Origin of the sequence: Rhodococcus sp. BP-332 (genome assembly GCF_019836065.1) — a bacterium.
Taxonomy (GTDB): domain Bacteria; phylum Actinomycetota; class Actinomycetes; order Mycobacteriales; family Mycobacteriaceae; genus Rhodococcoides.
In genome coordinates this window covers 448,969-475,731 of sequence record NZ_JABUEC010000002.1, presented here as the reverse complement: position 1 = coordinate 475,731, position 26,763 = coordinate 448,969, and the positions used below count along the sequence as shown (strand labels likewise).

The window sequence follows — 26,763 nt, the reverse complement described above, 5'->3', positions numbered from 1 at the left end:
CGATGAGAGTGCGCTCGCGTGGCCTGATGGCCGCCTCCGGTGCCTGCGTCGTCGCCGTGACGCTCAGTGCCTGCGGATCCAGCGGTATCTACGGGATCCCGCTGCCCGGCGGTGCCGACGTCGGGTCGGATCCGATCCGGTTGACGTTGCAGTTCGACGACGTGCTGGACCTGGTTCCGCAGTCGACCGTCAAGGTCGACGGTGTCCAGGTCGGTCGGGTCACCTCGGTCTCCGTGCCGAACGACTCGTGGATCGCCGACGTCGAGGTCGAGGTCGACTCGTCCGTGGACCTGCCGGCCAACGCCATGGCGTCCGTCCAGCAGACCAACCTGCTCGGCGAGAAGTTCGTCCAGCTCAGCGTTCCGGCCGACGACGCGGCGTCCGCGCGCCTCGCCTCGGGCGACACCATCCCCGTCGAGCGGACCCGCCACGCCACCGACATCGAGCAGGTGCTCGGCGCGCTGTCGATGTTGCTCAACGGCGGCGGCGTCGCGCAGCTCGCTCCGATCGTCAAGGAGCTGAACACCGCGCTCGGCGGCCGCGAGGACCGGGTGCGGAACCTGCTCGAGGAGGCCAACTCGCTCATCGGCGGCCTCGAGGATCAGAAGGCCGACATCACGCGCGCGATCGACGGTCTCGACGTCCTCACCGGCACGCTCGACCAGCAGACCGAGAAGATCGACCGGATCCTCGTCGATCTGCCGGTCGCCACCGAGGTGCTCGAACAGCAGCGTCCGCAGCTGACACAGCTTCTCGGTCAGCTCGATCGCCTCGGGCAGGTCGGGACCGACGTCATCGAGCGGTCGAAGGACGATCTGATCGCCGACCTGCGCGCACTGCGCCCGACCCTGCAGGAGCTCTCGACCTACGGCGACGAGCTGATCACGGACCTCGCGTTCGTGCCTACGTTCCCGTTCCCCGACGGTGTCGAGAAGATCACCCAGGGCAACGCGGTGAACCTGTTCCTCAGCGTCGATCTGCAGATCGGGAATCAGCTCACCGCGCTGGGCGTCGGCCAGGGCAACCCGATCTACAGCGCGCCCCGCAACGGCGATCCCAAGCCGCGGGTCGATCCGTCGAACCCGTACTACAACGGCAACGGCCCGCGTAACTCCTTCCCGACCATCTCGCTGCTGCCTCTGCCGCCCATCATCCCGTCGCCGACCCCGGCGCCGGGTGTACCCGCCGCCGCACCGTCGGCGAACCCGTTGGACGGCATCCTGCAGCAGTTCGGGATCGTTCCTCAGAACGAAGGTGGACAGTGAGATCCAAGCTGGTCAGCACACAGCTGATCCTCTTCGTCGTCATCGCCGTGCTCGGCCTGGTGTACGTCGGTGCCAAGTACGTGCGCGTCGACCAGCTGTTCGGTTTCGGCCAGTACACGGTCACCGGTCAGTTCGCCGATTCCGGCGGCATCTTCAGCAACGCCGAGGTGACGTACCGCGGCATTCCCGTGGGGCGCGTCGGTGAGCTGAAGCTGACCGAGCAGGGCGTCGACGTCGAACTGAAGCTCGAGAAGAGCGCTCCCGACGTCCCGGCCGACACCATCGCCGTGGTGGCCAACCGCTCCGCCATCGGTGAGCAGTACGTCGATCTGCAGCCGCGCACCGATCAGGGCCCGTTCCTGCAGGACGGCGACGTCATCCTGCAGGACGACACGTCCATCCCGACGCCGGTGGAGAGCCTGCTCAAGAACGTCAAGACGCTCGCGGACTCCGTGCCGGTCGACGATCTGCACACCGTGGTGACCGAGCTCGGTACCGGCTTCGCCGGCACGGGTGACTCACTGCAGCAGCTCGTCACCTCGCTCGACAGCTTCTCCGAGGACGGTCTCGCCAACCTGCCGCAGACCCTCACGCTGATCCGCGACAGCCGCGTCGTGCTGGACACCCAGTCCGAGCAGTCGTCGTCCATTCAGCAGTTCAGCTCGGATCTGGATCTGGTCACCGCGCAGTTGCGGTCGAGCGATCCGGACATCCGACGACTGATCGACAACGGGCTTCCCGCCAGCGACCAGGTCGGCGCGCTCGTCGACCAGGCCGGCCCGGGTCTGACGACCAACCTGACGAACCTCGCGGGTGTGACCAGTGCACTGAGCCCGCGCACGTTCGCACTGCGTCCGCTGCTCCAGTTCCTCCCGGCCCTGGCGCAGGGAGCGAACTCGGCGAGTCCGGGTGACGGCACCATTCACTTCGGCATCGCGCTCGAGGTGAACAACCCGCCGTCGTGCACCCAGGGTTACGAGGGCACGCAGGCGATCCTCGACGCGGAGTACGCCAAGAATCCCGATTTCGATCCGACGCAGCAGGACTTCCCGTTGAACCTCGACGCGAACTGCACTGTGCCGCAGGGATCCCTGACGGGAGTGCGCGGCGCAAACAGCGTGCGCTTCGCCGATCCGCAGACGGTGCAGCCGTGGGACGACAAGCCCAAGGTCGCGCCGGACCCCCTGGATCTGAACCCGATCGCGACGCAGCTGGCCGCACTGCTCGGTGTGACGGTCCGCCCCTGACCGTCGAGTCGGGTGAGGAGAGGTGCGCGGTGATGGCAGCGAGAAGTTACCCTCAAGTAGGGTGTCTGCTGTGACGCCAACCACCTCTCCTTCCGACCCGGACCTCGACGGCACCGACACCGGTGACGGCACGTCCGAGTCCACGCCCGCACCGGCGCCGCGCACGTCTCCGGTCGCCACGGCGGTGACTGCCGCGGCCGCCGCGATCACGTTGATCGCGGCCGTCGTGCTGAGCATCTTCTGGTTCCTCGCGTACCAGGAGTCCTCGGACGCCTCCCTGCGGGACGACGCCCTCGCCGGCGCCCGGCAGGCGGCGATCAACCTGAACTCCGTCGACTCGAACGATCTGGACAAGACGTTCGCCGACATCGAGTCCTCCATCACCGGTGACGAACTCACCAACGGTCTGAACGACACCAAGGATCAGTTCCGCCAGCAGTTCGCGGAGACCGGTGTGGTCACCACCGCGGCGGTGCAGCACGCGTCGCTCGTCGGGTTCAGTTCCGACGACGGCACCGCGCAGTCGCTCGTGGTCCTCACCACCGACACCACCAAGCCGGACGGCAACGAGCGGTACCAGAGCACCCTGCGTCTCGAACTGCAGGACGTGGACGGCACGTGGAAGGCCACGCGTATCCAGCCCATCGGGCAGCGCATCCCCCTCGAGGTCCCGGGCGCACCCGCTGCGACGGGCGATCCCGCTGCACCCACCGATCCCGCCGCCACCGACCCCGCAGCCCCGGTCGACCCCGCAGCCCCGGTCGACCCCGCCGCGCCCGTCGATCCCGCTCCCGCGCCGACCGACGGCGGTCAGTGACACCTCGCTGTCACGACGCCGTCCGTCCCGCTCGCCTCGCACCAGCCAGGAGTTCTCCCTATGCCCCCCGCACGCCGCAGACCCCCCACAGGCGCTCCCCGTGTCCCCGCCGGCAGCGTTCGCCGACCCAAGGTCGCCGGACGCTCCACGGCGCCCCCCGCGGGCGGCGACGCGATCGAGAACGAGAACACGAGCACGTCCACCGGCGCGGCCTCGACCGTCGACCTGTCGAAGTCGTCGGCCGACACCGCTGCGGTCGACAGCGCGGCCACGGACTCGGTCGTGGACGAGACGACCGAGACGACCGAGGCGGACGACGGCGCCCCCGCCGGCCGCACGGCCTGGTGGACCCCCCGCACGATGCTGCTCGCCGCACTCGCGGTGGTGTTCGCCGTGATCGCGCTCCTCGCCGTGGTGCGCCCCGGTACGTCCGAGGTGAGCAACCAGGCATGGGTCGACACTCCGGCCACACTCGAGGTCACGTCGGCCGGGCGCGACGCCCTGCAGACGGTGTTCAGCTACAAGTTCGACACGATCGACCAGGATCAGGCGGCCGCCCGCGCGGTGCTGAACGACGAGCGCCGCGGGGAGTACGACTCCACCGCGGAGCAGACCAAGCAGGGCGTCATCCAGACGCAGACCACCACGACCGCCACGGTCACCGACATCGGGGTGTCACTGCTCGACGGTGACCGGGCCGAGCTGCTGGCCAGCATGGACATCGCCGCGACGCAGGACACGGTCGACCAGGGAACGGTGCAGACGCCGGTCTCGGTGACCATGGAACGTGTCGACGGAAAGTGGCTGCTCGCGACCATCGACAACCGCTGATCGCCCGCGTCGAGCGGATTCGGGGGACGAAACGCCGCTCTCGCTCTTGACGCGAGGGCTTCGGGAGTCCACTCTGATTACCGGATTCATCGAACGCGGGTGCGACCCCGCTGCCATGATCGAGAACGACGCCGGAGCAAATGGAGGCACCGGGCGCCGGGATCGACGGGCAGGGGCGTACGGCAGTTCGTGGATCACGGCCCGTGCAGTCTCCGGGCCGAGCGCGCTCCCCGCGCGGACGCGGTTGCCATATCCGCCGCATTGGGGTACTTTTGGACGTTGCGCTGGGTGCCTCCTGTCCACTTCCAGACTTTGCCTGAATCGACACGTCTGTCGATCTCTGCTGAGCGAGGACTTCGTACGGGTAGTGACCAGCGAAGTTCCCACACAAAGAAGCAGATTAGCGACGGTCGCGCAGTGCACGAAGCGGCCCGCGTGAGGTGCTGGAAGGACGCATCTTGGCAGTCTCCACCCAGTCCAAGGAAAACGCCGGAACTCCCGGAGCCCCGAAGAGGGTGTCGTTCGCGAAGATTCGCGAACCCCTCGAAGTACCGGGGTTGCTCGATCTTCAGACCGATTCGTTCGAGTGGCTCGTCGGCACGCCGGAGTGGCGCGCACGTGCGGAAGCACGTGGCGACAGCTCTCGCAGCGGCGGTCTCGAGGACATCCTGACGGAGCTCTCTCCGATCGAGGACTTCTCCGGCTCGATGTCCCTCTCCTTCTCCGATCCGCGCTTCGACGAGGTCAAGGCCTCGATCGACGAGTGCAAGGACAAGGACATGACCTACGCGGCGCCGTTGTTCGTCACCGCGGAGTTCATCAACAACAACACCGGTGAGATCAAGAGCCAGACGGTCTTCATGGGTGACTTCCCGATGATGACCGACAAGGGCACGTTCATCATCAACGGCACCGAGCGCGTCGTCGTCTCGCAGCTCGTGCGTTCCCCGGGTGTCTACTTCGACCACGCCGTCGACAAGACCACCGAGAAGGATCTGCACAGCGTCAAGGTCATCCCCGGCCGCGGCGCCTGGCTCGAGTTCGACGTCGACAAGCGCGACACCGTCGGTGTCCGCATCGACCGCAAGCGTCGTCAGCCCGTCACCGTGCTCCTCAAGGCACTCGGCTGGACCACCGAGCAGATCACCGAGCGCTTCGGCTTCTCGGAGATCCTCATGGCCACGCTGGAGAAGGACAACACGGCCGGCACCGACGAGGCGCTGCTCGACATCTACCGCAAGCTCCGCCCGGGCGAGCCGCCCACGAAGGAGAGCGCGCAGACCCTGCTGGAGAACCTGTTCTTCAAGGAGAAGCGCTACGACCTCGCACGCGTGGGTCGCTACAAGATCAACAAGAAGCTGGGCCTGAACTCGGGTCTGCCCATCGAGGCGTCGACGCTGACCGAAGAGGACATCGTCGCCACCATCGAGTACCTCGTGCGTCTGCACGCGGGCGAGAAGTCGATGACGGCACCCGACGGCGTCGAGGTTCCCGTGGAGGTCGACGACATCGACCACTTCGGCAACCGTCGTCTCCGCACGGTCGGCGAGCTGATCCAGAACCAGATCCGCGTGGGCCTGTCCCGCATGGAGCGTGTGGTCCGCGAGCGGATGACCACCCAGGACGTCGAGGCCATCACGCCGCAGACCCTGATCAACATCCGTCCCGTGGTCGCTGCCATCAAGGAGTTCTTCGGAACCTCGCAGCTGTCGCAGTTCATGGACCAGAACAACCCGCTGTCGGGTCTGACGCACAAGCGCCGCCTGTCGGCGCTGGGCCCCGGCGGTCTGTCGCGTGAGCGCGCCGGCCTCGAGGTCCGCGACGTCCACCCGTCGCACTACGGCCGCATGTGCCCCATCGAGACCCCGGAAGGCCCGAACATCGGCCTGATCGGATCGCTCTCGGTGTACGCCCGTGTGAACCCGTTCGGTTTCATCGAGACGCCGTACCGCAAGGTCGTCGAGGGACAGGTCACCGACGACGTCGACTACCTGACCGCCGACGAGGAGGACCGCCACGTCGTGGCGCAGGCCAACTCGTCCATCGACACCTCGGGTCGCTTCGTCGACGAGAAGATCCTCGTCCGCCGTAAGGGTGGAGAGGTCGAGTTCGTCTCGTCGATGGACGTCGACTACATGGACGTCTCGCCTCGGCAGATGGTCTCGGTCGCCACGGCGATGATCCCGTTCCTCGAGCACGACGACGCCAACCGCGCGCTGATGGGCGCGAACATGCAGCGTCAGGCCGTGCCGCTGGTGCGCAGCGAGGCTCCGCTCGTCGGAACCGGTATGGAGCTGCGTGCCGCTGTCGATGCCGGCGACGTCATCGTCAACGAGAAGTCCGGTGTCATCGAGGAGGTGTCCGCCGACTACGTCACCGTGATGGCGGACGACGGCACTCGCAACACCTACCGGATGCGCAAGTTCGCGCGCTCGAACCAGGGCACCTGTGCCAACCAGCGTCCGATCGTGGACGAGGGCGCACGGGTCGAGGCCGGCCAGGTCCTGGCCGACGGTCCCTGCACCGAGAACGGTGAGATGGCGCTGGGCAAGAACCTGCTCGTCGCGATCATGCCGTGGGAGGGCCACAACTACGAGGACGCGATCATCCTGTCGCAGCGCCTCGTGGAAGAGGACGTCCTGACCTCGATCCACATCGAGGAGCACGAGATCGATGCCCGCGACACCAAGCTCGGTGCCGAGGAGATCACCCGTGACATCCCGAACGTCTCGGACGAGGTCCTCGCCGATCTCGACGAGCGCGGCATCATCCGTATCGGTGCCGAGGTTCGTGACGGCGACGTCCTGGTCGGAAAGGTCACGCCGAAGGGCGAGACCGAGCTGACCCCGGAGGAGCGCCTGCTGCGCGCCATCTTCGGCGAGAAGGCCCGCGAGGTCCGCGACACGTCTCTGAAGGTTCCGCACGGCGAGAACGGAAAGGTCATCGGCATTCGCGTGTTCTCGCGCGAGGACGACGACGATCTGCCTCCCGGCGTGAACGAGTTGGTCCGCGTCTACGTGGCCCAGAAGCGCAAGATCCAGGACGGCGACAAGCTCGCCGGCCGCCACGGCAACAAGGGCGTCATCGGCAAGATCCTCCCCCAGGAGGACATGCCGTTCCTGTCCGACGGCACCCCGGTCGACATCATCCTGAACACGCACGGCGTCCCGCGTCGTATGAACATCGGTCAGATCCTCGAGACTCACCTCGGCTGGATCGGCAAGACCGGATGGAACATTCAGGTGGCTGCGGACGGAGTCCGACCCGACTGGGCCGCGACGCTGCCCGAGGAGATGCTGGCCGCCGAGGCGGACACCAACATTGCCACCCCGGTGTTCGACGGTGCGAAGGAGGACGAGCTCACCGGCCTGCTGGCGAGCACGATCCCGAACCGCGACGGCGAGCGCATGGTCGGCGCGGACGGAAAGGCCACCCTGTTCGACGGCCGTTCCGGCGAACCGTTCCCGTACCCGGTCTCCGTGGGCTACATGTACATCATCAAGCTGCACCACCTCGTCGACGACAAGATCCACGCTCGTTCGACCGGTCCGTACTCGATGATCACGCAGCAGCCCCTCGGTGGTAAGGCGCAGTTCGGTGGACAGCGCTTCGGCGAGATGGAGTGCTGGGCCATGCAGGCCTACGGCGCTGCGTACACGCTGCAGGAGCTCCTCACCATCAAGTCCGACGACGTGGTCGGCCGCGTGAAGGTCTACGAGGCCATCGTCAAGGGCGAGAACATCCCGGAGCCCGGTATCCCCGAGTCCTTCAAGGTGCTCCTCAAGGAGCTCCAGTCGCTGTGCCTGAACGTGGAGGTGCTGTCCTCGGACGGCGCGGCCATCACGATGGCGGACGGCGACGACGAGGATCTCGAGCGTGCCGCGGCCAACCTGGGAATCAATCTGTCCCGCAACGAGTCCGCGACCGTCGACGATCTCGCGCAGTAATCGGTGACAGGCCGGCGCGAGGGGACTCGCGCCGGCCCACCCCCGATCACTCGTAGCAGCAGAAAACTATCCCTGAGAAGGGGAAAGGAAGTACGACGTGCTGGACGTCAACTTCTTCGATGAACTCCGCATCGGTCTCGCGACCGCGGACGACATCCGCAATTGGTCCTACGGCGAGGTCAAGAAGCCGGAGACCATCAACTACCGCACGCTCAAGCCCGAGAAGGACGGCCTGTTCTGCGAGAAGATCTTCGGACCTACTCGCGACTGGGAGTGCTACTGCGGCAAGTACAAGCGCGTGCGCTTCAAGGGCATCATCTGTGAGCGCTGCGGCGTCGAGGTGACTCGCGCCAAGGTGCGCCGTGAGCGCATGGGCCACATCGAGCTGGCCGCACCGGTCACCCACATCTGGTACTTCAAGGGTGTTCCGTCGCGCCTCGGCTACCTGCTGGACCTGGCGCCGAAGGATCTCGAGAAGATCATCTACTTCGCCGCCTACGTCATCACGTCGGTCGACGACGAGCTGCGCCACAACGAGCTCTCCACTCTCGAGGCCGAGATGGAGGTCGAGAAGAAGGCCGTCGCCGATCAGCGTGACGCCGACCTCGAGGCCCGTGCGCAGAAGCTCGAGGCAGACATCGCCGAGCTCGAGGCGGAGGGCGCCAAGTCCGACGTCCGTCGCAAGGTCAAGGACGGTGGCGAGCGCGAGATGCGTCAGCTCCGTGACCGCGCGCAGCGTGAGCTGGATCGTCTCGAGGAGATCTGGACCACCTTCACCAAGCTGGCCAAGAAGCAGCTCATCGTCGACGAGCTCATCTACCGCGAGCTGATCGACCGCTACGGCGAGTACTTCACGGGTGCGATGGGCGCGGAGTCCATCCAGAAGCTCATGGAGACCTTCGACATCGAGGCCGAGGCCGAGAGCCTGCGCGAGACCATCCGCAGTGGCAAGGGCCAGAAGAAGCTCCGTGCGCTGAAGCGTCTCAAGGTCGTCGCCGCGTTCCAGTCCACGGGCAACTCGCCCATGGGCATGGTGCTCGACGCCGTGCCGGTGATCCCGCCGGAGCTGCGTCCGATGGTGCAGCTCGACGGTGGACGTTTCGCGACGTCCGACCTCAACGATCTGTACCGCCGCGTCATCAACCGCAACAACCGCCTCAAGCGACTGATCGACCTCGGTGCTCCCGAGATCATCGTCAACAACGAGAAGCGGATGCTGCAGGAGTCGGTCGACGCCCTGTTCGACAACGGTCGTCGCGGCCGTCCGGTCACCGGACCGGGCAACCGCCCGCTCAAGTCGCTGTCCGATCTGCTCAAGGGCAAGCAGGGTCGTTTCCGTCAGAACCTGCTCGGCAAGCGCGTCGACTACTCGGGCCGTTCGGTCATCGTCGTCGGACCGCAGCTCAAGCTGCACCAGTGCGGTCTGCCGAAGCTCATGGCACTCGAGCTGTTCAAGCCGTTCGTGATGAAGCGTCTGGTGGATCTCAACCACGCGCAGAACATCAAGTCGGCCAAGCGCATGGTCGAGCGTCAGCGCGCACAGGTGTGGGACGTCCTCGAAGAGGTCATCGCCGAGCACCCCGTGCTGCTGAACCGCGCACCGACGCTGCACCGTCTGGGCATCCAGGCATTCGAGCCGCAGCTGGTCGAGGGCAAGGCCATCCAGCTGCACCCCCTCGTGTGCGAGGCGTTCAACGCCGACTTCGACGGTGACCAGATGGCAGTCCACCTGCCGCTGTCCGCCGAGGCGCAGGCCGAGGCGCGCATCCTGATGCTGTCGTCGAACAACATCCTGTCGCCGGCATCGGGCCGACCGCTCGCCATGCCGCGTCTGGACATGGTGACGGGTCTGTTCCACCTGACGCGTCTCGACGACAAGGCTCTGGGCGAGTTCCAGGCCTCGACGTCCGACTCGGCGGAGCTGGGCATCTACGCCAGCCCGGCCGAGGCACAGATGGCCGTCGATCGCGGCGTCCTGACCGTGCAGTCGCAGATCAAGGTGCGTCTGACGCAGCAGCGTCCGTCGCGCGAGATCGAGGCGGAGCTGTTCCCCGACGGCTGGACCCCGGGCGATGCCTGGACCGCCGAGACGACGCTGGGCCGCGTGCTCTTCAACGAGCTGCTCCCGACGAACTACCCGTTCGTCAACGAGCAGATGCCGAAGAAGCGCCAGGCGACGATCATCAACGATCTCGCCGAGCGGTACCCGATGATCGTGGTCGCGCAGACCGTCGACAAGCTCAAGGACGCCGGCTTCTACTGGGCCACGCGATCGGGTGTCACGATCTCCATCTCCGACGTCCTCGTGCCGCCGGAGAAGCCGCAGATCCTCGAGGAGTTCGAGGCTCAGGCCGACCGCCTGGAGAAGCAGTACCAGCGTGGCGCTCTCGACCGGACCGAGCGCAACTCGGCCCTGGTCAAGATCTGGCAGGAAGCCACCGAGCAGGTCGGTAAGGCCATGGAGGCCCACTTCCCCGACGAGAACCCGATCCCGATGATCGTGAAGTCCGGCGCAGCCGGAAACATGACGCAGGTGCGGTCGCTCGCCGGCATGAAGGGTCTGGTGACCAACCCGAAGGGTGAGTTCATCCCGCGCCCGATCAAGTCCTCCTTCAAGGAGGGCCTGACGGTCCTGGAGTACTTCATCAACACGCACGGTGCTCGTAAGGGTCTGGCCGACACGGCGCTTCGTACCGCCGACTCGGGCTACCTGACGCGTCGTCTGGTCGACGTCTCGCAGGACGTCATCGTTCGGGAGACCGACTGTGGCACCGAGCGCGGCATCACCACGGTGATCGCGGAGAAGCTGGCCGACGGCTCGATGATCCGCGACGCGCACGTCGAGACCTCGACGTACGCCCGCACCCTGGCCGCCGACGCGGTCGACGCCGACGGCAACGTCATCGTCGAGCGTGGACACGACCTGGGCGACCCGGCCATCGACGCGCTGCTCGCAGCGGGCATCACGTCGGTCAAGGTCCGTTCGGTGCTCACCTGCACCACCGGAACCGGCGTCTGCGCCACCTGCTACGGCCGTTCCATGGCCACCGGCAAGCTCGTCGACATCGGCGAGGCCGTCGGTATCGTCGCGGCACAGTCGATCGGTGAGCCCGGCACGCAGCTCACGATGCGTACCTTCCACCAGGGTGGTGTGGCCGGCGACGACATCACCGGTGGTCTGCCCCGAGTGCAGGAGCTCTTCGAGGCTCGTGTGCCCAAGGGCAAGGCGCCCATCGCGGACGTCTCGGGTCGCATCCAGCTCGAGGACGGTGACCGTTTCTACAAGATCACCATCGTCCCGGACGACGGCGGCGAAGAGGTCGTCTACGACAAGCTCTCCAAGCGTCAGCGTCTGCGTGTCTTCAAGCACGACGACGGCACGGAGCGTCTGTTGTCGGACGGTGACCACGTCGAGGTCGGTCAGCAGCTCATGGAAGGTGCTGCCGATCCCCACGAGGTCCTGCGAGTCATGGGCCCGCGCCAGGTGCAGATCCACCTCGTCAACGAGGTCCAGGAGGTGTACCGCAGCCAGGGTGTGTCCATCCACGACAAGCACATCGAGACGATCGTTCGTCAGATGCTCCGCCGCGTGACCATCATCGATTCGGGCTCCACGGAGTTCCTGCCCGGATCGCTGACCGAGCGCAGTGAGTTCGAGTCGAGCAACCGTCGCGTCGTGTCCGAGGGTGGCGAGCCCGCGGCCGGACGTCCGGTGCTGATGGGTATCACCAAGGCATCGCTGGCGACCGACTCGTGGCTGTCCGCGGCGTCGTTCCAGGAGACCACCCGAGTGCTGACCGACGCGGCGATCAACTGCCGCTCGGACAAGCTCATCGGTCTCAAGGAGAACGTGATCATCGGAAAGCTGATCCCCGCCGGCACCGGCATCAACCGGTACCGGAACATCACGGTTCAGCCCACCGAGGAAGCACGTGCCGCGGCCTACGCGGTGCCGTCGTACGACGATCAGTACTACAGCGCGGACGGCTTCGGCCAGAACACCGGTGCTGCAGTGCCGCTCGACGACTACGGTTTCTCCGGCGACTACCGCTAGCCGGTAGCGCGACAGACAAGTCCAGCCCCGCACTCCACTTCGGTGGGGTGCGGGGCTGTTCTGTGTTCGGGGGTGCCGGGTGCTGATCGTGCCGGGCGCACCGTGCCGGCCGGTTGGGGCTGCCGGGCGCACCGCGCGGGGTTCTGCGCAGGCTATGAGGTGCGCGCAGCACCGGGCGCTGCGCGCGGAAGGTCCGGCGGGCTGCCGACGGTCCGGCGCCCCGGATCTCTGGTGCGCGTCGTGCCGGGCGCACCGCGCGGGGTTCTGCGCAGGTTATGGGGTGCGCGCAGCACCGGGCGCTGCGCGCGGAAGGTCCGGCGGGTTGCCGACGGTCCGGCGCCCCGGATCTCTGGTGCGCGTCGTGCCGGGCGCACCGCGCGGGGTTCTGCGCAGGCTGTGGGGTGCGCGCAGCACCGGGCGCTGCGCGCGGAAGGTCCGGCGGGTTGCCGACGGTCCGGCGCCCCGGATCTCTGGTGCGCGTCGTGCCGGGCGCACCGCGCGGGGTTCTGCGCAGGCTGTGGGGTGCGCGCAGCACCGGGCGCTGCGCGCGGCGCCGGGCCTGGCGCACCGCACCGCCAGGTCACCGCGATGAGTTCCGGGCCACCGCGGAGTCGGCATCTGTATGACCGAGACTCCCAGCACCATCACGAACATCGGCGTGGCCATGTTCACCGTTGCCGATCAGGACAAGGCCCTCGACTTCTACACCCGCGTGCTCGGGTTCGAGGTGCGCGGTGACACCCGCTTCGGGCCGAACGAGGAGTACCGCTGGCTCGAGGTGGCGCCGCCGGGGTCCACGGCGCGCCTGGCGCTGAACCCGCCGATGTACGACACGCCGGGAGGTTCCGCGATCGGGGTGGAGACCGCGGACGTCCGCGCGGAACACGCACGTCTGAGTGCCATCGGCGGCGTCGACATGGAACCGCTCGGTGAGGACGACGATCCGAACGTGCCGCCGATGTTCATGCTGAAGGATCCCGACGGCAACGTCATCACCGTCGTGCAGGCGTGATCCGTTCCCTCCCGGCTCAGCGCAGAGCGAGGGTCGGGAGGGACAAGCTCACCAGCATCAGCGCGAACAGCAGCCAGGCGGCGCCCTGCCAGACGGGCCACGTCCCGCCGTGGCGGTAGGAGCGGTAGCCGATCCACAGTGCGCCGATCCCACCGAGCAGACAGACACCCGGGACGAGCGCAGCGATCGCGACGCTGGACGCGCCCGCTGCGAGGAACACGGCCACCGCGACGGCAGCGATGCCGATCACTGCCCCGTCGTACGTGGCCGCGTGCCGGATCGCGCGCGGATCGCGCCACCGCTTCTCGACGTCGCGTCTGCCCATCTCTCGCTTGTCGTCCATGTCGACTGCGTACCCGATTCGGGTGGCTTCAGCGCGAGTCCTCGCGCGCGTCGTCTCCGATCCACACGGAGTTTCCTTTCGAGGGGCACCGTTCGGTCCATGAGCCGTCGTGATCTCGTCATCGGTGCCGATCGTTCTCTGCGTGCCGGCACCACGCGTCGTTCGTTCCTCACGTGGACCGCACTGGTGGGTGCGCTCGCGATGACACCGGAACTGTCGAGCGCGACGGCGCACGCGCAGCCGCAACGCGGCACCCCGGCCGACTACCCGTTCCGCCTCGGCGTCGCGTCGGGCGATCCGCTTCCGGACTCGGTGGTGCTGTGGACTCGTCTCGCGGTCGACCCACTCGCTCCGGTCGGCGGTATGCGGCCGGGTGTGGTGCCGGTGCGGTGGGAGATCGCCGAGGACGAACGGTTCGGGCGGACGGTGAGCCAGGGCATCGAACTGGCATCCGATGCGGACGGCTGGTCGGTGCACGTGGACGTGCGGGGTCTGGCTCCGGCGCGAGAGTACTTCTACCGCTTCATGGTCGGTCCGCACGTGAGCACCGTCGGACGGACGAGGACGGCGCCCGCACCGGGATCACCCCTTGCGTCACTGTCGTTCGCGTGGGCGTCGTGCCAGAAGTGGGAGGACGGGTTCTACGGCGCCTATGCCGATCTCGCGGCGAGTGACCCGGACGTCGTGTTCTTCCTCGGCGACTACATCTACGAGTACGCGATCGAAGGTACAGGCGCCCGCGCGTCGCAGCCACGGCCCGAGTCCGCGGGACGAGAGACGCTGGCACTGAACGACTATCGCGATCGGTACGCGCTGTACAAGTCGGATCCCGACCTGGCGTCGGCGCACGCAGCGGCGCCGTGGATCACCACCTTCGACGATCACGAGGTGGACAACAACTGGGCCGGGGCGATCAGCCAGGATGCCGAGACCGCCGCTTCCGGCGATCCTGCGGGTGATCCGCGGGTGTTCCTCCTGCGCCGCGCCGATGCGTTCAAGGCGTGGTGGGAGAACACTCCCGTGCGGATGGCCCAGCGATCGACGGGGCCGGATCTGACGGCGTACCGCCGCTTCAGTTTCGGTGACCTGGTGGACTTCTCGGTGCTCGACACCCGGCAGTACCGCAGCGATCAGGCCAACGGGGACGGCGAACACGCGCAGAACGCGGAGACCGCGGACCCGAGTCGCACCATCACCGGAGCGGCACAGGAGAAGTGGATCCTCGACGGCTTCGGGTCCGGCGCCACGTGGAAGTTCCTCGCGCACCAGACGGTGATCTCCGACCTCGCCCGCATCAGTGACGGCGAGCGGAAGGTCGGGATGGACCCGTGGAGTGGGTACGAGGCGTCACGGCACCGCATCCTCGACGGCGCCCGCGACCGGGGGATCACCCTCGCGTCCATCGTGGGCGACATCCACCGCACCATCGTGTCGGAACTGCGCCGCGACTATCAGGACGACTCCGCCCCGGTGGTGGGCGTCGAGATCGCGTCGACCTCCATCGCCTCGGGCAAGGACGGTGCGGACATCGACACGGCCGGTGCGGACATCGCGGCCGCGTCACCGCACGTCAAATTCGGCAATGCCCGACGCGGTTACCTGCGTGCGACGCTGACGCCGACGGAGTGGCGGTCCGAGGTCCGGGTCCTGGACGCGATCTCGATTCCCGGCGCGCCGGTCCGCACGGCAGCGACCGTGACAGTGCCGGAGGGGCGGCCGGAGATCGGCCTCGCCTAGCCTCCGGCGGCGATGACGGCTGCGATGTTGCGCTCGGCGAGCGCGGTGATGGTGAGAGACGGGTTGGCCGCACCCGTGCTGCCGGGAACGAGAGCTCCGTCCATGACGTACAGGCCGGGGTGCCCCTTCACTCGTCCGTACGCATCGGTGACGTCGCCCAGGACCGCACCGCCGAGGGGGTGCGCGGTGAAGGTGTCGTCGACGTCGCGAGTGAACGGCTCGGCGGAGACGACGGTGCGGCCGGCCTGTGCCATCCGGTTCTGCACCGCGCGCAGTGCCTCGACGGTGTCGCGGCTGCCGCCCTTGGGCCAGGTCAAGCTCATTCCGTCGGTCGCACGGTCGTAGCGGAAATCGGCCCGCAGCGGGTCGATGGTCATACCGAGCGATCCGAGGAAACCCATCTCGGTGGGAACGCCCGGGACGTACCAGTTCTCGACGCTGAGAGGCATGCCCGTGTCGTCGACGATGCGCGAGGCGCACGGCGCCCCCTGCGGTCCACCGCCGATGGGGCCGAGCGAGCGCGTCATGAAGGCGTCGCCGTTGGTGCCCCATCCGCGTCCGACGAACTCGTTGAGCTCGGGAAGCGTGCCGGTGGCCTGTGCGCGGACCAGCAGTTCGGTGGTGCCGATGGATCCTGCGCCGAGGATCAGCGAGTCGCAGGTCAGCGTGCGCGTCTCGAGTACGTTGCCCTCGGGATCGAGGCGCCGCACCTCCACGCGGTAGCGGCCACCGCTCTCGGTGCCGATGGCGACGACCTCGTGGCTGTGACACACCACGGCGTTGCCCGTGGCCTCGGCCTGCGGGATGTAGTTCTGCGTCAGGTCGTGCTTCGCGCCGTTGGAGTTGCCGAACGTGCTGCAACCGACGGTGGCGGACGGCCGGGACCGACCCGACATCTCGTCACGCAGCACGTTCCAGTTCCAGCCTCCGTCGACGCGCTGCGGGTCGAAACCGGCGCGGCGGGCGTGGTCGTCCCACGTCCTCGAGTGGGCGAACCCGGGGGAGGAGTAGATGTCGTCGGGCATGGTCGACGGCCGGAGCACCGAGCGAGCCTTGGGGTACCACTGCGACGCCATCTCGTCGTAGTCCACGCGGCCACCGAACGAGAGATCGAAGAAGCGCTTGTCCGGGGCGATGCTGACGCCCGTGTAGACGACCGAGCCGCCGCCCACCGCGGCTGCACGCCACACCGACAGGTTCTCGTATCGCGTGGTGTCGAGGACGCCGTTGAACCAGTCGACGGGCCCGACAGGCATGCCGGTGAGGTTGGTGAACGAGCGCTGATGCCACAGGCCGCGCCCGTCGGCCGTCATGTCGGCGGTGAAGATGTCGCGGAACGGATCGCGCGGCCAGCGGAGTCCTCGTTCGAGCACGGTGACCGACGTACCGGCCTGCGCGAGCCGCAACGCCGCGGCGCTGGCTCCGAAGCCCGATCCGATGACGAGGGCGGGTGAGTGGTCCGGTGGACGCGGAGGGTCGGCGAACAGTTCGGGCAAGAGGTTCCGAATCGAGGGGACGCCGAGCGGGAGTGCGGACGCCGTCGACCGGGTGATCGCGGGCGGGACCGCGAGGCCCACCATTCCTGCTGCGGCCAGTTGCAGCAGTTGCCTGCGCTTCACGTGCACACCCACCATCGATCGAGAACAGTCGAATGGTCAGTCTCCCGTGAATGGTGCATGTGATGGAACCACTCGACCGGATTGTATGACTGTTACCAATCTCTGTGCCGGTTTATCGGGCGGGTCGGGGCGGAACAGGGCGACTCCCGCGAGGGTTGTTCAGAGTATGCGTCTGTCCCTTCTCGATCGCTCCCGTACCCGCACCGATCGGTCTGCCGCCGCCGCGGTGTCGGACACGATCGAGCGTGCGCGGTGGGCCGAGGCGGCGGGTTACGAGCGGTTCTGGGTGGCCGAGCATCACGCCGTCCCCGGCATCGCGAGCGGCTCACCCGCGGTGCTGCTCGCCGCGATCGGCGCGGCGACGTCGCGGATTCGGCTGGGGTCGGGCGGCGTCATGCTGCCGAACCACTCGCCCATCGTCGTCGCCGAGCAGTTCGCGATGCTCGACGCACTGTGTCCCGGCCGGGTCGACCTCGGTGTCGGCCGGTCGCTGGGGTTCACTCCGCCGATACGCAAGGTGCTGCGGGCGGACACCGAGGACGCCGAGCGCTTCGCCGACGACCTCGCGGATCTGCAGGACTTCCTGCTCGGCACCGGTCCGGTGACCGTGCAGCCCGCGCCCGAGCGACTGATCCCGATCCACGTTCTCGCGACGGGTCACGGGCTCGCGATCGCCGCGCAGCGCGGGCTTCCCGTCGTGGTGGGCGGTCCGATGCTCACGGGTGACCTGTCTCCACTGGAGGCGTATCGACGCGAGTTCGTTCCGTCGGCCTTCGCGGCGCAGCCGTCCGTGACGGTGTCGCTCGACGTCCTTGTCGCCGACACCGACGCCGAGGCCCGCCGTCTCGCCATGGCGGAGGCCGTGGCCATGGCGGACTCCCGCCGGACCGGGGAGTTCCCACCGTTGCGGGCGGTCACCGAGATGCCCGACGGACTCACCCCGCGGGCCCGGCAGTCGGCCCAGCGCTCGCTCGACGGCAGCGTGCACGGCAGTCCGGCGACGGTGCGCCGCCGGCTCGAGGACCTCGTCGACCGCACCGGCGCCGACGAGATCCTGTCCTCGGCATCGACGTTCGACCGCGACGCTCTGCGTGCGTCCGACGAGGCGTTGGCCGCACTGCTGCGCTGACGGGTCAGACCTGCAGGTCCACCCACACCAGTCTGTGATCGCTCGCCGACAGCAACTCGGCGCCCGGCTCGCCGCGCGCGGGCCAGAAGACCCCCGACCCGGTGACCGTCAGATCGGTGCTCGGCAGGACGTAGTCCACCCGCAGATCACCCGGCACGGGATCGGCGAAGTCCGCCGTGTCGGTGCCGGCGGTCGGCGAGGTGGGCGCCGGGTCCTGCAGCGCCGGGCTGTCGAGCAGTTGCGCGATGGCGCCCGGATAGGAGTCCCCGTCGACCGGATCGCTGTTCTGGTCCCCCAACACCACGAACGAGGAACCGTTCGGCAGGCCGCCGGCGAGTCCGGTGTCGTCGACGAGGTAGTCGGCGCCGGCGATGTAGTCCGCGGTGAGCCGGATCTCGTCGTGGTTGCGTCGGCCGTTGCGGTCCTCGGGCCCGTCGAAGGAGGGCGGCGTGGGGTGCGAGACGACCAGGTGGATCACCCGCCCGTCGATGTCCACGGGCACGTCCCAGTGCGATTTGCTCGACAGGCGCAGGGCGTCCGAGTTCGCGCCGTAGTACTCGCGCGGCAGCAGGTTGTCGGGCATGTCGGCCCAGCGGAAGGTCTGGAACGTGCGGACCGCGGCGGCGTCGAGGGGGAACTTCGAGAGGACGACCATGCCGTACTGGCCGGGGAACTGCCCGAAGCCCCAGGCATCGTTCGGTCCGTCGGACCGCCCGTCCCCGTCGAGGTCGAGCCCGGACGGCTCGCCGGTGTTGACGGGCGCCGTGTACGCGAACGGGTAGTCGATCGGTGCGTCGCCGACGGCGAGGTAGTTGTCGCGGAAGAGGTCGACGGCGCCGTCGGAGTAGTCGAACTCGTTGAGCAGCAGCATGTCCGGGGCGTTGTGCTGGACCACGTCGGCCACCGACCGGATCTGCGGATCCGTTCCGGACCGCAGCGCGGCGACCAGATCACCGGCGGCGGGGCGGTTCATGCTGGCGTTGTACGTCGCGACGCGGACGGTGCGCGGGTCACCGGGCGGCTCGTCGGCGGCAGGCGCGCTGCAGGCGGTGATCGTCAGGACGGACGCGGCGAGAAGCACGCGGGTGAGTCGCATGGTGCGGGACGCTATCGCGCCGCCCTGACAGACGGGCGAACACGAGGGGGCGGGCAGGGGCGCGTCAGGCCACGCCGTCCAGCACCCGCTGCGCGTCCGGCGACACGTACGGGTAGGCGCAGAGGGCGAGCACGCCCCCGATCAGCAGCAGGGGCAGCAGCGGGACCATGCCGGTGGTGAGGGAGCCGTACGCGTCGGACACCGCGCCGACGAGGAGCGGTCCGACGGCGCCGCCCACGGTCGCGGCGATCTGCAGCAGTCCGTAACCCAGTCCGCGGTCGCGCGGGGCGAGCACGTCGGCGACGCACGAGGTGAGCGTGGGGATCGCCCAGGCGGTGAAGAAGCCGAACACGGTGAGCAGCACGGTGAAGGGCAGCCAGCTCTCGGAGGCCAACGCCCCGGCCATGGCCGCGGTGCCCAGCAGGATTCCGGTGCCGCCCACCAGGACGCGCCACTGCGACGGCGTCGAGAACAGGGTTCGCCGGGTGAGCAGGGATCCGACGAGCGTGCCGCCGACGATGCCGATCAGTGTCAGACCACCGCCCGCGGACGCGGCGGCCGCTTCGCCGAGGCCGAATCGGCGTTGCAACAGGCTGGGCACCCAGAACGTCAGGCCACCGACCGCGAGGCTCATGACGGTGAGCGCGCCGCCGGTGAACCACAGCGTCCGGATCGGTGCGACGCGGCGGAGTTGGACCGGCATCGGGTCGGTGGTGGCCTCCGGCGCAGGCGTGTCCGCGCTGCCCGCGGCCAGTCTGTCGGCGTACCCCCGTTCGGGCTCGCGCACGCGTGACATCAGGACGGCGACCACCACACCGGGAATCGCCATGACGAGGAAGGCGCCGCGCCACCCGAGCCACTCGGCGAGCACTCCGCCCAGCACGATGCCGGCGCCGCCGAGGTAGGCCGCGGTCCGCCACCACCCGAAGGCCGTCGGGCGGGTCGCGGGTGGGTGGAAGTCGGCGAGCATGCTGGCGCTGGCCGGGTTGTCGATGGCCTCGGCGGCGGCGAGGCCCATGCGCACCAGGTAGAAGACGGCGAAGGTGGGAGCGAGCGCGGAACCGACCGTCGCCAGGGCCCACAGGAACACGACGACGGTGATGATGCGGCCGCGGTCGTGGCGATCGGCGAGGTAGGCGGCGGGCATCGCGAGGAGGCCCGCGGCGACGGCGGCCGCGGTGGGGATGGAACCGGCCGCCGTGTCGCCGAACCCGAACTCCGCCTGCAGCTGCGGCAGCACGGCGGCGACCAGGCTGAACTCTATGCGGTCTACGAGGGAGACCAGCACCAGCACGATCGCGGGTCCCCACCCGTACGGGAGGGTGAGGGAGTCGCGCCGCGCCCCGATCGTGCGCCACCGCGGTGCCCGCGTCGCCGCCGCACCCCGCTCGGTCCGATTCTCGGTCTCCGTCACTGCCGCCCCCGTCCGACCGGCGCGCCTGCCGATTCGGGCGCAGCCTATTCCGGCGAAACGCCCGGGTGCCGTTGTCGGGAGAAGCTTGGGCGGACCCACCATCGGGCCCGCCCGGACTCTTGCTCCGTCACCCCCGTGCGCCTTTTGCGTATCCCTGGATGCGCGAAAGGCGCACGGGGGCGTCAGCCCACCGGCAGTTGCTGCACCGCCCACCTGTTGCCGTCCGGGTCGGCGAAGTACGTGAACAACCCCCAGCCCTCGTCCTTCACCGGGGTGGCCTCGACGCCCGCGGACAGCAGCATCTCGTACGCGGCCTGCGCGTCCTGCACGACGACGAGCATGCCCTCGACGGATCCGGGTGCGGCGGAGGTGATGTTCCTCCCGATCGCGATCGAGCACGCGGAACCGGGTGGGGTCAGCTGCACGTAGCGCATGTCAGGGAACGGACTCGCGTCGTGGTCTGCGTGGAAGCCGATGCGCGTGTAGAACTCCTTCGCGCGGTCCACGTCGGTGACGGGCAGCATGACGAGCTGGATCTCCATGGTGAGCGGGTGCGTGGCGGTCATGGTCGGCCTCTCCTCGTATCGGATGATGACCGAGATTCTGCTCCCGATCGAGGACGATCACGGTCCGCAATGCGCCGCCGATTCCGAGGAACAGTAGGTGTCATCTCCGGTCACAGGTACTGTGACCGGACATTCGTCGTCAGGAGGACTCACATGGTCAGCGTGCGCAACAAGGTCGTGCTCATCACCGGCGCGGGCCGCGGTATCGGCGAGGCGACGGCGCGGGCTCTCGCGGCCAAGGGCGCGAAGCTGGTGCTGACCGACGTGGACGAGGCGCCGCTGACGGCACTCGTGGCCGATCTGGGCGACGTCGCCGTGGGGGTGCGCGCCGACGTACGGGATCTGGCGGACATGCAGGCCGCTGTGGACGCGGGAATCGCGCGATTCGGAGGCATCGACGTGGTCCTCGCGAACGCCGGCATCTCGAGCTACGGGTCGGTGCTCAACGTCGATCCGGAGACGTTCAAGCGCGTGATCGACATCAACACCACGGGCGTCTTCCACACCGTCCGCGCGGCGCTGCCCTCGCTCATCGAGCGCAAGGGATACGTGCTCGTCGTCTCGTCGCTCGCGGCCTTCACCGCGTGCCCCGGCCTCGCGTCGTACAACGCGAGCAAGGCGGGAGCCGAACACTTCGCCAACGCCCTGCGCCTCGAGGTGAAGTACCAGGGTGTGGACGTCGGCTCCGCCCACATGGCGTGGATCGACACTCCACTGGTGCAGGACGCCAAGTCCGACCTCACCGCGTTCCAGGATCTGCTGTCCGTGCTGCCCTGGCCGCTCGGCCGCACCCTGCCGGTCGAGGCGTGTGTCGATGCCTTCGTCCGCGCGGTGGAGCGGCGGTCACGCCGGGTCTACGTTCCCGGGATCGTGGGCGGCATCGGGTGGGTGCGCTCCGTGCTCACCACTCGGCTCGGTGAGGCCACGACGCTGCGCCACGTGCCGCGCATCCTGCCGAAGATGGACGCCGAGGTGAAGGCGCTGGGTCGCTCGGAGAGCGCGCGCAATCGCGCTGTGGTGGAGGGTCAGTCGACGCGGAGCGCGTGAGTCAGGCGGGCGCGCCCCGGCCCGAGATCCGACCAGTCGCCGGTGAACTCCAGCACCGCCAGCGCGGAGGTGGGGTAGCCCCGACGGATCCACACCGCCGCGTCCGACTCCTGATCGTCGGCGAGTTCCAGTGCCGTGAAGGGGATTCCGGGTGCGTGGCCCACCACCAACACGGTTGCCGCCGAGTCGTCGGTCGCGATGATCTCGCGGACGATGTCGTCGGGGGAGCCCCCGTAGACGGTGCCCTCGAAGCGCACCGGCGCGTCGACGGCCGTGCGCTCGAGAGTCTGGCGAGTACGCGTCGCCGTCGAGCAGATCACCGCGTCCACGGCGCCGACGTTCGCCCGGATCCAGTCGCCGGCCGCGGCGGCCTGGCGACGGCCCCGCTCGTCGAGCGGCCGGTCGTGGTCGTCCACCCCGTCCGGGTACGAGGACTTGCCGTGGCGCATCAGGATCAGGGTGTGGGTGTCGGACATCGCTCGATGCTAGTGCCCGACCGGGCGGCGAGCGATGCTGCTGCCCTCGGGCGTCCAGTCGATGTCGCCGCGCTCGCGAAAAGCGTTCAGCCACCCGATCATCGGCCAGTGTCCCCATCGACCGTGGAAGATGGCGGCGTTGGTCACGATGTCGTCGAGATGCTCGATCGGCGGCGAGGACACGGGGTGCCACTGATGGTGCGCGTGCGCTCCGCCGACCCACAGCAGATCCAGCCCCGATCGTTCCGCGACGCGGCCGACGTCGGTGTCCTCGCCGCCGTAGCCCGTGTAGTCCTCGCAGAACCCCCCGAGCGTGTGCCACGTCGCCGACGTGACCGCGAACGACAGCGACCAGAACAGATCCCAGTTCGTTCCGATCTCGACGTGCCCCGGCGCCGGATTCGGGCGTGCCGCATGGGGATTCGTCCATCCGTCCAGGTCGTCCGGGTACCCACCGGAGACCTCGGGCAGGTAGGTGACCGGCCCGCACAGCACGGCTCCGTCGCGCGCACGACGGACGTACCGGTCGATCATCTCGCGGCTCGGGATGCAGTCGACGTCCAGGAAGATCAGCAGATCGGCACCGGCCTCGAGGGCGAGGCGGGCACCCTCGTTGCGCGCCCGCGCCAGGGGGAGCGCGTCGCCGACGCGGGGAACGACGGCGGTGGCGTCCACGACCGTCGGGTCACCCATCGACACCACGACGTGCAGATCGGCTCGCCGTGTCGAGCGAGCGAGACCGCGGCGTTGCGCAGCGAGGTGCCCCGCGCGACCCGACACGATGGTCACCACGGCCACCGAAGTCATGTAAGCACCGACGTCACGCCCACACGTCCTCGATCGCCGCTGCCGCACGACGCGCTGCGCCGTCCACCTCGGTCCGTGCCCGGATGTCGCCGGTCAGCGCACCGGCACGGTTCAGGATCTCGGGCCACCGGTCCGGATCGGGCCACGACTCGAGCGAGATCGCCAGCCCCGCGGCCCCCAGCGCGCGAGTGGTCGCGAGTTGCTCCCCGTGCGGGCGACTCTCGGCCACGACCACCGCGGGGGCACCCGATGCGGCCACGTCGGCCACCGCGTTCTGCCCGCCGTGCGTGACCACCACGCCGGCACCGGTCAGCAGCGGCCACACGTCGTCCACCCAGGGGGTGCCGGGCGCGCCGACACCGCGCCAGGTGCGGGTCGGCGTGGCAGCACCCGCTCGGGCGAGGTGGTCCGGGGTGAGAGCTGAGCCCCCTGCGCCCGCGAGCACGACGACGGACGTCGGGTCGCGGTCGGTTCCGGCGCGGGCACGATCGGCGTGGGCACTGATCGAGCCGGCGTACACGGTCCTGTCCTCGAACTCGCGCAACCACTCCGGCCGGTACACCGAGGCCGACCACGGAGCGACGATGCGGTCGGCGACGCGATAGGCCAGCTGATGGGGCGCATCGGTGCGCTCGCCCGGCATCGCGAACACGACCACCCGAACACCCATGAGTCGCACGAACATCGCAACCTCGACGGACACGTCCACGACGACGCATCGGGGGCGAAGCTCGTCCACGAACCGCGCGAGGGCGGCCATGCGGTCGGTCATCCCGGGGATCGAGGTGGGCGCCCAGTGGACGACCCCGTGAGCGGTGGGGTCGTCCGGGTCGTCACCGCCGGCGGGTGTGTCCGGAGCGGGATCGGCGGAGCCGTTGGGTGTGTCGAGAGGAAGTGTGATCCAGCCCGCGAACGGGTCGATGTCCGACGGCCGGGGCCGCGAGGACAGCACCGTCACCGGCTCGGCGAGCGCCCGTGCGACGGACCGGGCGCGGGTCAGATGCCCCACGCCGTGGTGGTGGACGTAGTACCCGATCATGCAGGGACGGCGGCGGTTCGGCCCGACGTTGTCAGCAACTCGCGGTAGAGGTCGAGATAGCTGTCCACCATCGTCGCGTCCGAACAGATGCGCTCCGCGCGAGCGCGGGCGTGCGCACGGGGGAGGCGCGCAGCATCTCCGATGGCCCCGGCGAGAGCGTCGATGTCGTCGGCGGGCACCATCCGGCCGCACGTGTCGTCGAGGATCTCCGGGATGCCGCCGCGACGGAAGGCCGCGACCGGTGTGCCGCACGCGAGTGCTTCGGCGACCACGAGCCCGTACGGCTCGTCCCACTGCGGCGTCACCAGTGCGACGGCGGCTCCGCCGACCAGATCGGCGAGTTCCTTCTGCATCAGGTGGCCCTCGTAGGTGACGCCGTCGCCGAGGCGGGGCTCCACCGCCGTCCGGAAGTAGTCGTCGTCGGCTGCCGGTCCGGCGATGCGCAGGTGGTAACCGGCGCGCCGCGCGGCGTCGATGGCGAGATCGACCCCCTTCTCGGGAACCAACCGGCCCGTCCACACCGCGTACTCGCCCGCCCCGCCGCGATCGCCGGTGCCCTGGCCGAACGGCCACCGGTCGAGCGGGATCCCGTTGGGAACCACGGGGATCGGACCCGCGACGGGTAGCCACTGCTGCGCCGTGTACTCGCTCACCGCGGCGTACCCGGTGTTCGGATTGAGCGGCACCGCGGCCGCCGACTCCAGCCAGGCGAGCGGTGGCGTGTGCAGCGTCGTGAGCATGGGGACCGGCACCATCGAGGACATCGCGATGGGCAGGTAGTGGAGGCTGTGATTGTGGATCACGTCGAACGACTGTGCCAGGGGCCCGGCCAGTTCGAGCATGACCGACAGATAGGCGTGATGCTCGTGCACCACCCACGACGGTCCCATGTGTTCGGTCCGCGCGTGCGGACTCATCTGGAACGTGTGGACGTCGATGACGTCGTGCGCGACGTCGGTCGACGTGCCTTCGGCACCGAAGAGCGTGACGCGATGGCCGCGCTCGGTGAGGGCATGGGCGAGATGCCACACGTGTGCCTCGAGGCCACCCGCGAACGGTTGCGCGATGGGGAAGCGCGACGATCCGAGAAGGGCGATGCGCAGTGGACGTGCGGCGGCGGCGACCGTCATACGAGCACGGCTCCGTCCGCGCGGCCCGAGGCGACGGGAGCGGACAGGGCACGGTAGAGCGCGGCGTGCTCGGCGGCGATCGCGCTCTGCTGATGGCGTCGGTAGTCGGCGAAGTCCGGGCCGGTCGGCTCGGTGCGCAGCGCCTCGCCCACCGCGGCATCGAGCGACGCGGGATCGAAGAGGCCGGGTCCGAACACGAAGGTGGGGCACGGGAACTGATCGGCGAAGTGGCCGATGTCCGGGACGACGGGGACGACGCCGAGGTCGCGGCACGCCTCCATCCAGCCAGAGTGCGTACCGAAGCGGTACGGAAGCACGGACACGTCGATCTCGGACAGGTACTGCCACAGCTCCGCGTCGGTGAACCGACGATGCACCCGCACGTCGACGTCCGGGTGATCACGGAAGGCCAGCAATCGCTCGCCGCGCTCCGGTGCGTACCAGTGGCTCGTGTGGTCGAACACGTCGTCGTCGATGTCGAGACGCACCACGGCGTCGCGTGCCGACGCGGCCGCCACGACGGTCGCCATGACCGCCTCGGGATCGAGGTTCGCGCGCAACGACTTGGCATGCACGGCGACGACTGCGCGCTCGTGCGCCGTGGTGTCGCGTGCGGTGATGACGTCGAGCGGTGCGACGTGCGGATGCGGGATCACCATTGCCGAGCGGCCCCACAGACGTTCGATCTCCCGAGCGGCGCGGTCGGTCAGCGTGATGACGGCGGCCGCGGCGGGGACGAGGACGTCGAGCTGGGACCGGTGCATGTCGAGCTCGGCGAAGTGTGGATTGTGCAGGTCGTGCACCGTGAGAACCAGGGGGGTCGACGACTCGCGCAGCACGGAGACGACATCGGCGAGACGGTCCGGTGTGGCGGCGTCGAAGCCGAAGTGCAGGTGCACCACGTCGATGTCGTCGATGTGCGCGCGGAGATAGTCGGGCTCGAGCAGGCGCGGCGGCCACCACTGCCCGGGCGTGGTCGCCTCGAGGGGCCGGGGATCGTCGAGCAGAAGAATGTCGTCGCCCGTGGCGACGACAGCGGCGACGTACGGGTGCGCAGCAGGGATGGATGCGACGGCGATCACGGCTCGGGTCATCCTCTCGGGGGCAGACGCGCGCGCCCGAGGGGTGGGCAGGGCGGCACGGGTGTACGAACAGGGATCGGGCCGCCTTCTGGACCACGACAAAAG

20 protein-coding genes are annotated in these 26,763 nt (G+C 68.8%); 10 read left to right on the top strand and 10 right to left on the bottom strand.

Features of this window, described 5'->3' with window-relative positions; all coding sequences use genetic code 11:
• Positions 1–2: 2 nt before the first annotated feature.
• The 7 genes from HQ314_RS07800 to HQ314_RS07770 all read left to right on the top strand — a co-directional run bounded on the left by HQ314_RS07800 (position 3) and on the right by HQ314_RS07770 (position 13,173).
• Positions 3–1,265, top strand: a complete 1,263-nt coding sequence (locus HQ314_RS07800; RefSeq protein WP_222631822.1) for an MCE family protein — start codon at positions 3–5, stop codon at positions 1,263–1,265.
• The gene (locus HQ314_RS07795) at positions 1,262–2,512 is read left to right on the top strand and encodes an MCE family protein (protein ID WP_027504573.1); all 1,251 of its coding nucleotides are present in this window, start codon (positions 1,262–1,264) and stop codon (positions 2,510–2,512) included. Before HQ314_RS07800 ends, HQ314_RS07795 begins: the two co-directional genes overlap by 4 nt.
• 70 nt (positions 2,513–2,582) lie before the next feature.
• A complete protein-coding gene (locus HQ314_RS07790; protein ID WP_222649764.1) occupies positions 2,583–3,329 on the top strand; it encodes a hypothetical protein in 747 nt (248 codons plus the stop codon).
• 60 nt (positions 3,330–3,389) lie between these two features.
• Positions 3,390–4,160 (top strand): hypothetical protein, encoded by a 771-nt coding sequence (locus HQ314_RS07785; RefSeq protein ID WP_222649763.1) that lies wholly within the window; start codon positions 3,390–3,392, stop codon positions 4,158–4,160.
• Between the two features lie 440 nt (positions 4,161–4,600).
• Positions 4,601–8,107, top strand: a complete 3,507-nt coding sequence (locus tag HQ314_RS07780) for a DNA-directed RNA polymerase subunit beta (RefSeq protein ID WP_027504574.1) — start codon at positions 4,601–4,603, stop codon at positions 8,105–8,107.
• 97 nt (positions 8,108–8,204) lie between these two features.
• Entirely contained in the window at positions 8,205–12,161 is a 3,957-nt protein-coding gene (locus tag HQ314_RS07775; RefSeq protein WP_027504575.1) for a DNA-directed RNA polymerase subunit beta', read from the top strand.
• 622 nt (positions 12,162–12,783) lie between these two features.
• Positions 12,784–13,173, top strand: a complete 390-nt coding sequence (locus tag HQ314_RS07770) for a VOC family protein (protein WP_222649762.1) — start codon at positions 12,784–12,786, stop codon at positions 13,171–13,173.
• Positions 13,174–13,189: 16 nt separating this feature from the next.
• On the opposite strand, the gene HQ314_RS07765 is transcribed toward HQ314_RS07770, so the two are convergent.
• On the bottom strand, positions 13,190–13,516 hold the full coding sequence (locus HQ314_RS07765; RefSeq protein ID WP_027504577.1) for a hypothetical protein: 327 nt from the start codon (positions 13,514–13,516) through the stop codon (positions 13,190–13,192).
• Between the two features lie 99 nt (positions 13,517–13,615).
• Between HQ314_RS07765 and HQ314_RS07760 the strand changes: the two genes are divergently transcribed.
• On the top strand, positions 13,616–15,253 hold the full coding sequence (locus tag HQ314_RS07760; protein ID WP_222649761.1) for an alkaline phosphatase: 1,638 nt from the start codon (positions 13,616–13,618) through the stop codon (positions 15,251–15,253).
• Here HQ314_RS07760 and HQ314_RS07755 read toward each other — a convergent pair.
• Positions 15,250–16,833 (bottom strand): GMC oxidoreductase, encoded by a 1,584-nt coding sequence (locus HQ314_RS07755; RefSeq protein WP_222650060.1) that lies wholly within the window; start codon positions 16,831–16,833, stop codon positions 15,250–15,252. The genes HQ314_RS07760 and HQ314_RS07755 overlap by 4 nt on opposite strands.
• Positions 16,834–17,038: 205 nt before the next feature.
• Here HQ314_RS07755 and HQ314_RS07750 point away from each other — a divergent pair, with 205 nt between their 5' ends.
• A complete protein-coding gene (locus HQ314_RS07750; RefSeq protein ID WP_222649760.1) occupies positions 17,039–18,001 on the top strand; it encodes an MsnO8 family LLM class oxidoreductase in 963 nt (320 codons plus the stop codon).
• A 4-nt stretch (positions 18,002–18,005) separates the two neighbouring features.
• Here HQ314_RS07750 and HQ314_RS07745 read toward each other — a convergent pair whose 3' ends face one another.
• The 3 genes from HQ314_RS07745 to HQ314_RS07735 all read right to left on the bottom strand — a co-directional run bounded on the left by HQ314_RS07745 (position 18,006) and on the right by HQ314_RS07735 (position 21,077).
• Positions 18,006–19,097, bottom strand: coding sequence for an endonuclease/exonuclease/phosphatase family protein (locus HQ314_RS07745; protein ID WP_222649759.1), 1,092 nt, complete (start codon positions 19,095–19,097; stop codon positions 18,006–18,008).
• A 64-nt stretch (positions 19,098–19,161) separates the two neighbouring features.
• Positions 19,162–20,511, bottom strand: a complete 1,350-nt coding sequence (locus HQ314_RS07740) for an MFS transporter (RefSeq protein WP_027504582.1) — start codon at positions 20,509–20,511, stop codon at positions 19,162–19,164.
• Between the two features lie 182 nt (positions 20,512–20,693).
• Positions 20,694–21,077, bottom strand: coding sequence for a VOC family protein (locus tag HQ314_RS07735; protein ID WP_222649758.1), 384 nt, complete (start codon positions 21,075–21,077; stop codon positions 20,694–20,696).
• A gap of 153 nt (positions 21,078–21,230) precedes the next feature.
• On the opposite strand from HQ314_RS07735, the gene HQ314_RS07730 reads away from it, so the two are divergent.
• The gene (locus HQ314_RS07730) at positions 21,231–22,124 is read left to right on the top strand and encodes an SDR family oxidoreductase (protein ID WP_027504584.1); all 894 of its coding nucleotides are present in this window, start codon (positions 21,231–21,233) and stop codon (positions 22,122–22,124) included.
• On the opposite strand, the gene HQ314_RS07725 is transcribed toward HQ314_RS07730, so the two are convergent.
• From HQ314_RS07725 to HQ314_RS07705, 5 genes are read right to left on the bottom strand one after another with little or no spacing between them, the layout of a single operon-like run.
• Positions 22,103–22,600, bottom strand: a complete 498-nt coding sequence (locus HQ314_RS07725; RefSeq protein WP_222631808.1) for a histidine phosphatase family protein — start codon at positions 22,598–22,600, stop codon at positions 22,103–22,105. The genes HQ314_RS07730 and HQ314_RS07725 overlap by 22 nt on opposite strands.
• Positions 22,601–22,609: 9 nt before the next feature.
• Positions 22,610–23,407, bottom strand: a complete 798-nt coding sequence (locus HQ314_RS07720) for a glycosyltransferase family 2 protein (RefSeq protein WP_027504586.1) — start codon at positions 23,405–23,407, stop codon at positions 22,610–22,612.
• Between the two features lie 13 nt (positions 23,408–23,420).
• On the bottom strand, positions 23,421–24,446 hold the full coding sequence (locus HQ314_RS07715) for a glycosyltransferase (RefSeq protein WP_222649757.1): 1,026 nt from the start codon (positions 24,444–24,446) through the stop codon (positions 23,421–23,423).
• Positions 24,443–25,576 carry a glycosyltransferase gene (locus HQ314_RS07710; protein WP_222631796.1) on the bottom strand — a complete coding sequence of 378 codons (1,134 nt, stop codon included), beginning with the start codon at positions 25,574–25,576 and terminating at the stop codon, positions 24,443–24,445. Before HQ314_RS07710 ends, HQ314_RS07715 begins: the two co-directional genes overlap by 4 nt.
• Complete coding sequence (locus HQ314_RS07705) at positions 25,573–26,658, bottom strand: hypothetical protein (protein ID WP_231476217.1); 1,086 nt, start codon at positions 26,656–26,658, stop codon at positions 25,573–25,575. The genes HQ314_RS07710 and HQ314_RS07705 overlap by 4 nt, the downstream gene beginning before the upstream one ends.
• Positions 26,659–26,763 lie beyond the last annotated feature (105 nt).

Bases quoted from the DNA above. Each gene is read 5' to 3' on its own strand.
- HQ314_RS07715 (WP_222649757.1), bottom strand. From the start codon at position 24,446: ATGATCGGGTACTACGTCCACCACCACGGCGTGGGGCATCTGACCCGC.
- HQ314_RS07760 (WP_222649761.1), top strand. From the start codon at position 13,616: ATGAGCCGTCGTGATCTCGTCATCGGTGCCGATCGTTCTCTGCGTGCC.
- HQ314_RS07785 (WP_222649763.1), top strand. From the start codon at position 3,390: ATGCCCCCCGCACGCCGCAGACCCCCCACAGGCGCTCCCCGTGTCCCC.
- HQ314_RS07750 (WP_222649760.1), top strand. From the start codon at position 17,039: ATGCGTCTGTCCCTTCTCGATCGCTCCCGTACCCGCACCGATCGGTCT.
- HQ314_RS07765 (WP_027504577.1), bottom strand. From the start codon at position 13,516: ATGGACGACAAGCGAGAGATGGGCAGACGCGACGTCGAGAAGCGGTGG.
- HQ314_RS07720 (WP_027504586.1), bottom strand. From the start codon at position 23,407: ATGACTTCGGTGGCCGTGGTGACCATCGTGTCGGGTCGCGCGGGGCAC.
- HQ314_RS07710 (WP_222631796.1), bottom strand. From the start codon at position 25,576: ATGACGGTCGCCGCCGCCGCACGTCCACTGCGCATCGCCCTTCTCGGA.
- HQ314_RS07770 (WP_222649762.1), top strand. From the start codon at position 12,784: ATGACCGAGACTCCCAGCACCATCACGAACATCGGCGTGGCCATGTTC.
- HQ314_RS07745 (WP_222649759.1), bottom strand. From the start codon at position 19,097: ATGCGACTCACCCGCGTGCTTCTCGCCGCGTCCGTCCTGACGATCACC.
- HQ314_RS07800 (WP_222631822.1), top strand. From the start codon at position 3: ATGAGAGTGCGCTCGCGTGGCCTGATGGCCGCCTCCGGTGCCTGCGTC.
- HQ314_RS07735 (WP_222649758.1), bottom strand. From the start codon at position 21,077: ATGACCGCCACGCACCCGCTCACCATGGAGATCCAGCTCGTCATGCTG.
- HQ314_RS07755 (WP_222650060.1), bottom strand. From the start codon at position 16,833: ATGGTGGGCCTCGCGGTCCCGCCCGCGATCACCCGGTCGACGGCGTCC.
- HQ314_RS07730 (WP_027504584.1), top strand. From the start codon at position 21,231: ATGGTCAGCGTGCGCAACAAGGTCGTGCTCATCACCGGCGCGGGCCGC.
- HQ314_RS07725 (WP_222631808.1), bottom strand. From the start codon at position 22,600: ATGTCCGACACCCACACCCTGATCCTGATGCGCCACGGCAAGTCCTCG.